Consider the following 7414-nt stretch of genomic DNA (forward strand, 5'->3'; position numbering starts at 1 on the left):
TGCTCAGACCGCAACAATCACCGCGAAGTTCGCGGATGAGACACTGGGCACAATGGGAACAAGGACGGCCTGCTAGAGGCAACCAACTCCCATTGGGGAGCAAGGCGTGGTGGAATCATTGCAGGGTGGGGCACCGATGGGCCGCAGCGATTTGAACCCCGACGGCAATGGCGTCGTCAGATCGTGCAATCCAACTGACACGCGAAGCACGTACAGAATCCAGAGCGGGACCTCGATCTTCGGGCCCGGATCTGGTCTCGATTTCGATCAAGGGACCGTGAACAACGCGGGATCGATCCCGGCAGGCAGCCTTGGCATTTTTGGCAGCATCATTCTCGGTCGAGTGTCGCTCGTGCGGCAGGCGTTGCTGCCGGTTTCCATGAGCATGGGGTTGCTACCCACCGGCCAGCCTAAATCAACGGCTTCGCAAGCAGCACTGCTGTTTGCGGCAGCGCTGTTGAGCGCGGTCTGGGCGAGCGGCGCTTTTGCGGATAGCGGTGGTTCCATTATCGGAGCCGCTGGCGGTGCCGGCAATCCAACTGGTCCCGGCGGCGCCGGAGGCGCGGCGCAGTCAGGAGCGCTCGGCGCCGGCGGCGGTTCCGGCACCACGGGCGGTGCGGGTGGTGGCAATGAAGGCACTACCGGCCTCGGCGGTGCCGGCGGAGCCGCACCGGGCGCCAATGGCGCAAACGGTTCCGACGAGATTCTGACCAACGGGCCCCTAAATCTCCCCTTTGTCGGGGGCGGCGGCGGCGGCGCTCACGGCGCCGTCCTGACGACGTCAGGCACCAACCTCGGGACGGTCACCGGCGGCAACGGCGGCGCTGGGGGAACAGCCGTATTGATCGTGAGCGGCGGGTTTGTCGGCTTTGGCGGTGGCGGCGGAGAAGGCGGATATGGGGCTGTCGTCAACGGGAGCGGTCTCACCTACGGGAATTTCGGCACTATAAGTGGCGGCAATGGCGGCGATTCTGGTGGCATCACTAACGGCGGAAGCTTCGCTAACGTCGCCAATATCGCCGGCAACGGTGGCGACGGCGGCCATGGCGTCTATCTGACGACGGGGACCACTTTTCACAACAATCCTGCCGGGCGCGTTAGCGGCGGCAACGGCGGAAATAGTTTTGGAGAACTGGGCGGTAACGGCGGCGACGCGATCCATGCGGTGGGGGGCAATACGGTCAGCAACCAGGGCACGCTTGTCGGCGGCAGCGGCGGCTCCGGCGCCAGCGATCCGAACGGCACGACCGGCGCGCCTATCGGCGGCACCGGTGGCGCCGGAGCGAACCTGAACGGCAGCGTCAGTTTCTCGAATTCAGGCCAGATTTCCGGCGGCGCCGGCGGCGCGGCCAGAAATATTCTCTCTGCCGGCGGCACTGGAGGCGCGGGTCTGCGCGCAAGCGGTAGCAGCACGATCGTCAATATGGCGGGGCTCACCGGAGGCATCGGCGGTGCCGGGCTTCTGACCAGCGGTGCCGGGGGAGTCGGGGCTGCATTGACAGGAAGTGGTCTGCAATTCACCAATTCAGGGTCGATTACCGGAGGCGCAGGTGGGGTCACACCGGGCTTCGTCGACCAGGGCAACTTCTTAGGCGGCACCAATGGCGCGGGCGGGGTAGCGCTCTCGGTCGCCAGCGGCAACGCGGTCACGCTTGCCGGAAGCGTGGCCGGCGGCGAGGGCGGCAATAGCGGCACGGCCAGCACAAATGGCATGGCATTCGGTGCAATCGGAGGCGCAGGCGGTGCCGGGCTGATGCTGACAGGAAGTCTCCTGACTTTTGGGGCGGGCAGTTCGATCATCGGCGGCGCGGGCGGCAGTGGTAGCGATGCGATCAGCACTGGTGCTACCGTTCAGCTGGAGGGTGCTACGGGCGGTGCTGGCGGTGCCGGCGGCACTGGTGCCGTTCTCGATGGCAATGGTCTTTCGATCGCAGGCTCTGGTCCGATCACCGGTGGGAGCGGTGGAAGCGGCGGCGCCGCGACCGTCAGCAGTAGTAGTGCAGCAGCAATTGGCGGCGCGGGCGGCGCCGGCGGCGTGGGGCTCGCGCTGAGCGGCCGCGATTTCGTCTTTAGCGACACCGGCTCGATCAACGGTGGCGCCGGCGGCAACGGGGGTGCCGGAAACATTCTGAGCAGCGGAACGAACTCGTCGATCGGCACCGTTGGCGGCGCTGGCGGCGCGGGCGGCATGGGCCTCGCACTGAGCGGCAGCAATTTCGCCTTTACCGCCACCGGCTCGATCAACGGCGGCGCAGGCGGCAACGGCGCTGCCGCAACCACCCCGAGCAGCGGCGCGAGCGCGGTGGTCGGCGGCGCAGGTGGTGCCGGTGGTGTGGGCGCCGCGCTGAACGCCAACGGTCTCGTCTTCACCGATTCCGGTTCGATCAACGGCGGTGCCGGTGGCAACGGCGCTGCGGGCATATCGGGCTCCAGCTTGGGGGGCGCCGGTGGCGCTGGCGGTGCCGCGCTTACCGTGACCGCCGGCAGCACGGTCGCTCTCGGAGGCGGTGTGTCCGGCGGCAATGGTGGCAATGGCGGAAGCGCTGTCCTCTTGGCCGGCGGCGTGGGTGGCGACGGCGGTATCGGAATTTCGCTGGCGAGCGGGACTCTCACGCTCGGCGCACTTGTGAGGGGTGGCAATGGTGGCGTCGGTGGCGACGCGACCGGAACCCTGCCGCCTACCACCGCCGGCGACGTTGGTGGCGCCGGCGGCGCCGGCGGCACCGGGCTTTCCATGGGCGGCGGCACCGTCACGATCAACAGCGGTGGCGGGGTTAGCGGCGGCGCCGGCGGCGCGGCCGGCGCCGGCAGTGCACTTTCCCAGGCGCCCGGCGCCGGCGGCGTTGGCATAGCGGGCCTCAATCTTGCCATTGTTGACGCCGGCACGATTACCGGCGGGCTCGGCGGCGACGGCTTAACGCAAGCCAACGCCATCACCTTTAGCGGCGGCGTGAACTCGCTGACGCTGCTCGCCGGCTCGATCATCAGCGGAAATGTCGTCGCAGTCAGCGGCGGCACCGACACCCTTGCGCTCGGCGGCAGCGGCAATTCGAGCTTTAATGCCTCTCTCCTTGGCACGCAGTATCAGAACTTTGCGACCTTCCAGAAGACCGGGGCCAGTGTTTGGACATTGACCGGCGTCAATACGTTTGCTGGCGCAACAATGATCGACAGCGGCACATTGCTCGCCGGTAACGCCGGCGCATTCAGTGCAACGAGTGCGACGACCATCAGGAGCGGTGGCACCCTCGATCTCGGCGGATTCGTGCAAACTATCAATGTGCTGTCGTTGGCCGGCGGCACCATTCAAAACGGCAATCTCAGCGGAGTGATCAGCTCAACCGGCGGTACCATCAACGGCATCGGCGGCAGCGCGAGCGTGCTCGCGAGTGCCGGCACGACGACCATCGTAGGTGTCAACGGCTATAGCGGCGCCACCACGATCAGCGGCGGAACGCTGGTGGTGAATGGCTCTATCGCCAATTCATCGATCGTCACAGTCAATTCGGGCGGTACATTGAGCGGCACCGGCATCGTCGATCCGGCGACGACCACGATCATGTCCGCCGGCGTGCTTAGGCCAGGCAATACCGCCAATCCGACCGGCACGCTGACAATCACCGGCAATCTCGCCTTTCAATCCGGCGCGCTCTATGCCGTGCAAGTCACTCCGTCTGCTGCAGCCAGTACCACGGTGTTCGGCGTGGCAACGCTGGGCGGCGCAACGGTGAACGCGCAATTTGCACCCGGCGGATCCCTGATGAAGCGATACACCATCCTGACGGCGGGCAGCATCAACGGCGCGTTCGATCCGAACGTCGTCAATACTAATGCGGACTATTTTTCCGGGTCCCTGAGTTACGACGCCACGCATGTCTTTCTCAATCTGTCGCTCACCTTTGCAGGGGCCGGCGGCTTGAGCGGCAACCAGCAGGCCGTCGCCCACGCGATTTCGAGTTTCTTCGACGCGACGGGCAGCGTGCCGATGGCGTTCGCCGATCTGACAGCTTCAGGGCTGACGCAGGCTTCCGGAGAGACGGCGACCGGTTCGCAGCAGATCACCTTCAACGCTATGGGCTTGTTCATGGGCGTGATGACCGATCCGTTCATGGAGCGCTCCGCTGGAATGAGTACGTCGCAACATACGCGCGGGTATGCCGACGAAGCGCTCGGTTATGCGCGCGCCAGCAAGATCGATGCGTTTGCGATGTTCACCAAAGCGCCGCCGGTACAAAACTTCGAGCAACGCTGGAACGTATGGGCGGCGGGCTTCGGCGGTTCACAATCGACATTGGGCAATGTGGTGGTCGGCTCGAACAACACCAACAGCAATATCGGTGCGACCGCCGTCGGCGCCGACTATCTGATCTCGCCGAACACGGTCGCGGGATTTGCATTGGGCGGCGGCGGCACCAGCTTCTCGGTCGCGAATGGCGGCTCGGGAAGATCCGATCTTTTTCAATTCGGCGCGTATGTGCGTCACATGCGGGGGCCGGCCTATGTTTCGACTGCGCTCGCCTATGGCTGGCAGGACGTGACGACCGACCGAACCGTGACCGGCCGCGATCAGTTGCACGCCGAATTCAATGCCAACGCGTGGTCGGGAAGGTTCGAAGGCGGCTATCGTTTTGTGTCACCCACGCCCATCGCCATTGGCATCACGCCTTACGCGGCGGCGCAGTCGGTGATCTTGGGTCTACCGGCCTATGCGGAACGGGCAATTTCAGGCGCGAGCAACTTCGCCCTGAGTTATGGCGCCAAGGATGTCGTCGATGTGCGCAGCGAAATCGGCTACCGCACGGACAAATCCTTCCTGATACCGACTGGCGTACTGACGCTCCGCGGCCGCTTAGCCTGGGCACATGATTTCAGCACCGAGCGTAACATCGCCGCGACGTTCCAGTCGTTGCCGGTTTCGAGCTTCGTCGTCAACGGCGCGGCCCAAGCAGCCGACTTAGCGCTGACAACCGCCTCGATCGAAATGAAATGGAGGAACGGCTGGTCGGCGGTGGCGACCCTCGAGGGCGAGTTCTCGAACGTCACCAACTCCTACGCCGGCAAGGGCGTGGTGCGATACCAGTGGTGAGCCGGCTCACAAACGGCGTGCAGGGCATCCGTCTTCGCCAAAATCTCATTTTGCAGGAAGCGGCCCCCGCGCTAAAGCATGATCCGGAAAAGTGCGAAGCGGTTTTCCGAAAAGATCATGCTCAAACAATAACCTGAAGCGCGATGACGATTCATCCTAATCGCATCGCGCTTTAGGCTTTAGGCACAATACAATTCTTGCCCAGTCTCAAGGGATCAACCCTACGCGCTGCCCGGAATTCCCGCTTCGGCTCCAAGGAGGCGACACCTCATGATTCGGCCTTCCGACTTCGGCGCACCTTAGACGCGCCGCAGCCGCGAGCCCGCGAGCTTTTGCATGAGCCCGTGCCAGATTGTGAAGTTCTGCTTCATGCCCTGTAGACAATGTCGCGGATAGTCGCTCCCTGGAAGCGGACATAGTTCAGATCCTGAAAAGGAGACGAACATGATCAAGCCAAGGGTTATCGTGACGGGCGCGACTGGAAAGACGGGGAGCGTAGTTGTTGCGGAGCTGCTGAAGGCCAACTATCCCGTCCGTGCCCTGGTGCACCGAGAAGACAGTCGCAGCGCGCTGCTGAAAGCTCAGGGAGCCGAGATCGCGGTCGCCGACTTGATGGATGCCGAGCGCGTCGCCGATGCGCTGAAGGACGTCCAGCGCGCCTACTATTGTCCGCCGTACGATCCGTACATGATTCAAGGCGCGGTCGCTTTTGCGGCCGCTGCCAAGGATGCACGGCTCGAGCACATTGTCGGTCTGACGCAGTGGACGGCGAGCCCCTCACATCCTTCGCTCATGACACGTCAGCTCTGGTTGGTGGATCAGTTATTTTCGATGACGCCCGGAGTTACGCATACGATCGTAAGGCCGGGCTTTTTCGCTGATGACTACCTGGTGACGATTGGCTTGTCCGCCAATCTCGGAATCTTCCCCTGGATGTTCGGCAGTAGCCGCAACGCGCCGCCTTCCAACGAGGACATCGCGCGAGTCGCCGTCGCGGCGCTGATGGATCCCGAGCGGCACGCCGGAAAAAGCTATCGCCCGACAGGACCGCAGCTTCTTGGCATGGAGGACATGGCCAAGGCCATCGGCCGAGCTGTTGGGCGATCAATCAAGGTCGTGCCAACCCCGCCCTGGCTGTTTATGAAGGCTGCACGGATGAGCGGCTACCCGATCGAGCTGTTCAGTGGCGTTCGCTACTATATCGACGATCACAAGCGTGGCGCCTTCGAGCTGGGAGCCCCAACCACGGACGTGCTCGATGTGACCGGTCGCCCCGCTGAGGACTTCGAGACGATCGCTCGTCGTTACGCGGTGCGGCCCGGCAATCAGCGGACTCTCGCCAATTGGCTCCGCGAGTTTGCGCAGTTCATGCTCGCCCCGCTCAGCCCCGGGTTCGATCTGGACCGCTACGACCGCGAATTGCGGCGTCCATTTCCGTCGGTACCCCAGTTCACGACCGACTCGGAGGTCTGGCGGCGCGAGCACGCCACCGTCGGCATCGACAAGTCCGCTGCGCTGCGGACGCCTCCCCGCCTGATCAATGCGTCAACGATGGAGACGTACTCATGACACCCCAAGTCCCTCAATACGTGTCATCACAATCTATCTTTGGTCGCTGTTCGGAATAGCCGACCTTGTTGTGGTGACCGCAACGCAGAGCATCACGCCGTACAAATGGGTGCATCCGACCGAGGAGCGTTAGAGCTCGAGCAGGGCTAACGCTCCTCGACCACCTCGCGATCTTCCTTTACGAACCGGCTGACGGAGTTCTCCAGCAGATCGACGACGGCTTCGGAAGGCCGGCACAAGCGCGTGCCCTTTGCCGTCACGACGATCGGACCGTTGATCAGGATGGGATGCGCGAGCACCTGGTCAACTCGTCATCGGATCATTTGGGATCGTCGAGCCCGAGATCCTTGAAGGTGTCCCCTTCTCACGCAGCAACGCGCGGACTGATATTCCCATCGCCGCAATCAGTTGCTTGAGCGTTTCGCGCGACGGCGGCGTCTTGAGATACTTGATGACGACGGGCGCGACACCAGCTTTGCTGGTCATCGCAAACGTGTTGCGCGAGGTACCGCAGTCGGGGTTGTGGTAGATCGTGACGCTCATGGCTGGTTTCACCCGGCGTGTCAAAGGCGAGCGAATGTGCCCGGAAAGTCCGCCCGTCCACATGGTCAGGCCGACCGCATCGCGGAGCATCACACCTTACAAATGGGTACATCCGATCGAGGAGCTAGAGCATCCGTCACTTAAGCTGAAGCGTATCCGTCGTGGCGGAAGTAGTTTTGGCATTCCTGAGGCGAGAAGTCGTCGATGAGAACGGCG

At 63.6% G+C, this 7414-nt stretch carries 2 protein-coding genes and 1 pseudogene; 2 read left to right on the plus strand and 1 reads right to left on the minus strand.

Going from position 1 to position 7414, the window contains the following annotated elements:
- The first annotated feature begins 277 nt into the window (after positions 1 to 277).
- Positions 278 to 5086: an autotransporter outer membrane beta-barrel domain-containing protein gene (locus XH88_RS22110; RefSeq protein WP_271670353.1), complete on the plus strand. Its 4809-nt coding sequence runs from the start codon at positions 278 to 280 to the stop codon at positions 5084 to 5086.
- Positions 5087 to 5530: 444 nt separating this feature from the next.
- Positions 5531 to 6655, plus strand: a complete 1125-nt coding sequence (locus tag XH88_RS22115) for an NmrA family NAD(P)-binding protein (RefSeq protein ID WP_271670354.1) — start codon at positions 5531 to 5533, stop codon at positions 6653 to 6655.
- Positions 6656 to 6801: 146 nt separating this feature from the next.
- Here XH88_RS22115 and arsC read toward each other — a convergent pair.
- Positions 6802 to 7198 (minus strand): annotated as a pseudogene (gene arsC / locus XH88_RS22120) (arsenate reductase (glutaredoxin)).
- Between the last annotated feature and the right edge of the window lie 216 nt (positions 7199 to 7414).

This window comes from Bradyrhizobium sp. CCBAU 51627, assembly GCF_028128765.1.
Classification (GTDB): domain Bacteria; phylum Pseudomonadota; class Alphaproteobacteria; order Rhizobiales; family Xanthobacteraceae; genus Bradyrhizobium.

Excerpts from the sequence above, each read along its gene's own strand:
- XH88_RS22115 (WP_271670354.1), top strand. The coding sequence starts at position 5,531 with ATGATCAAGCCAAGGGTTATCGTGACGGGCGCGACTGGAAAGACGGGG.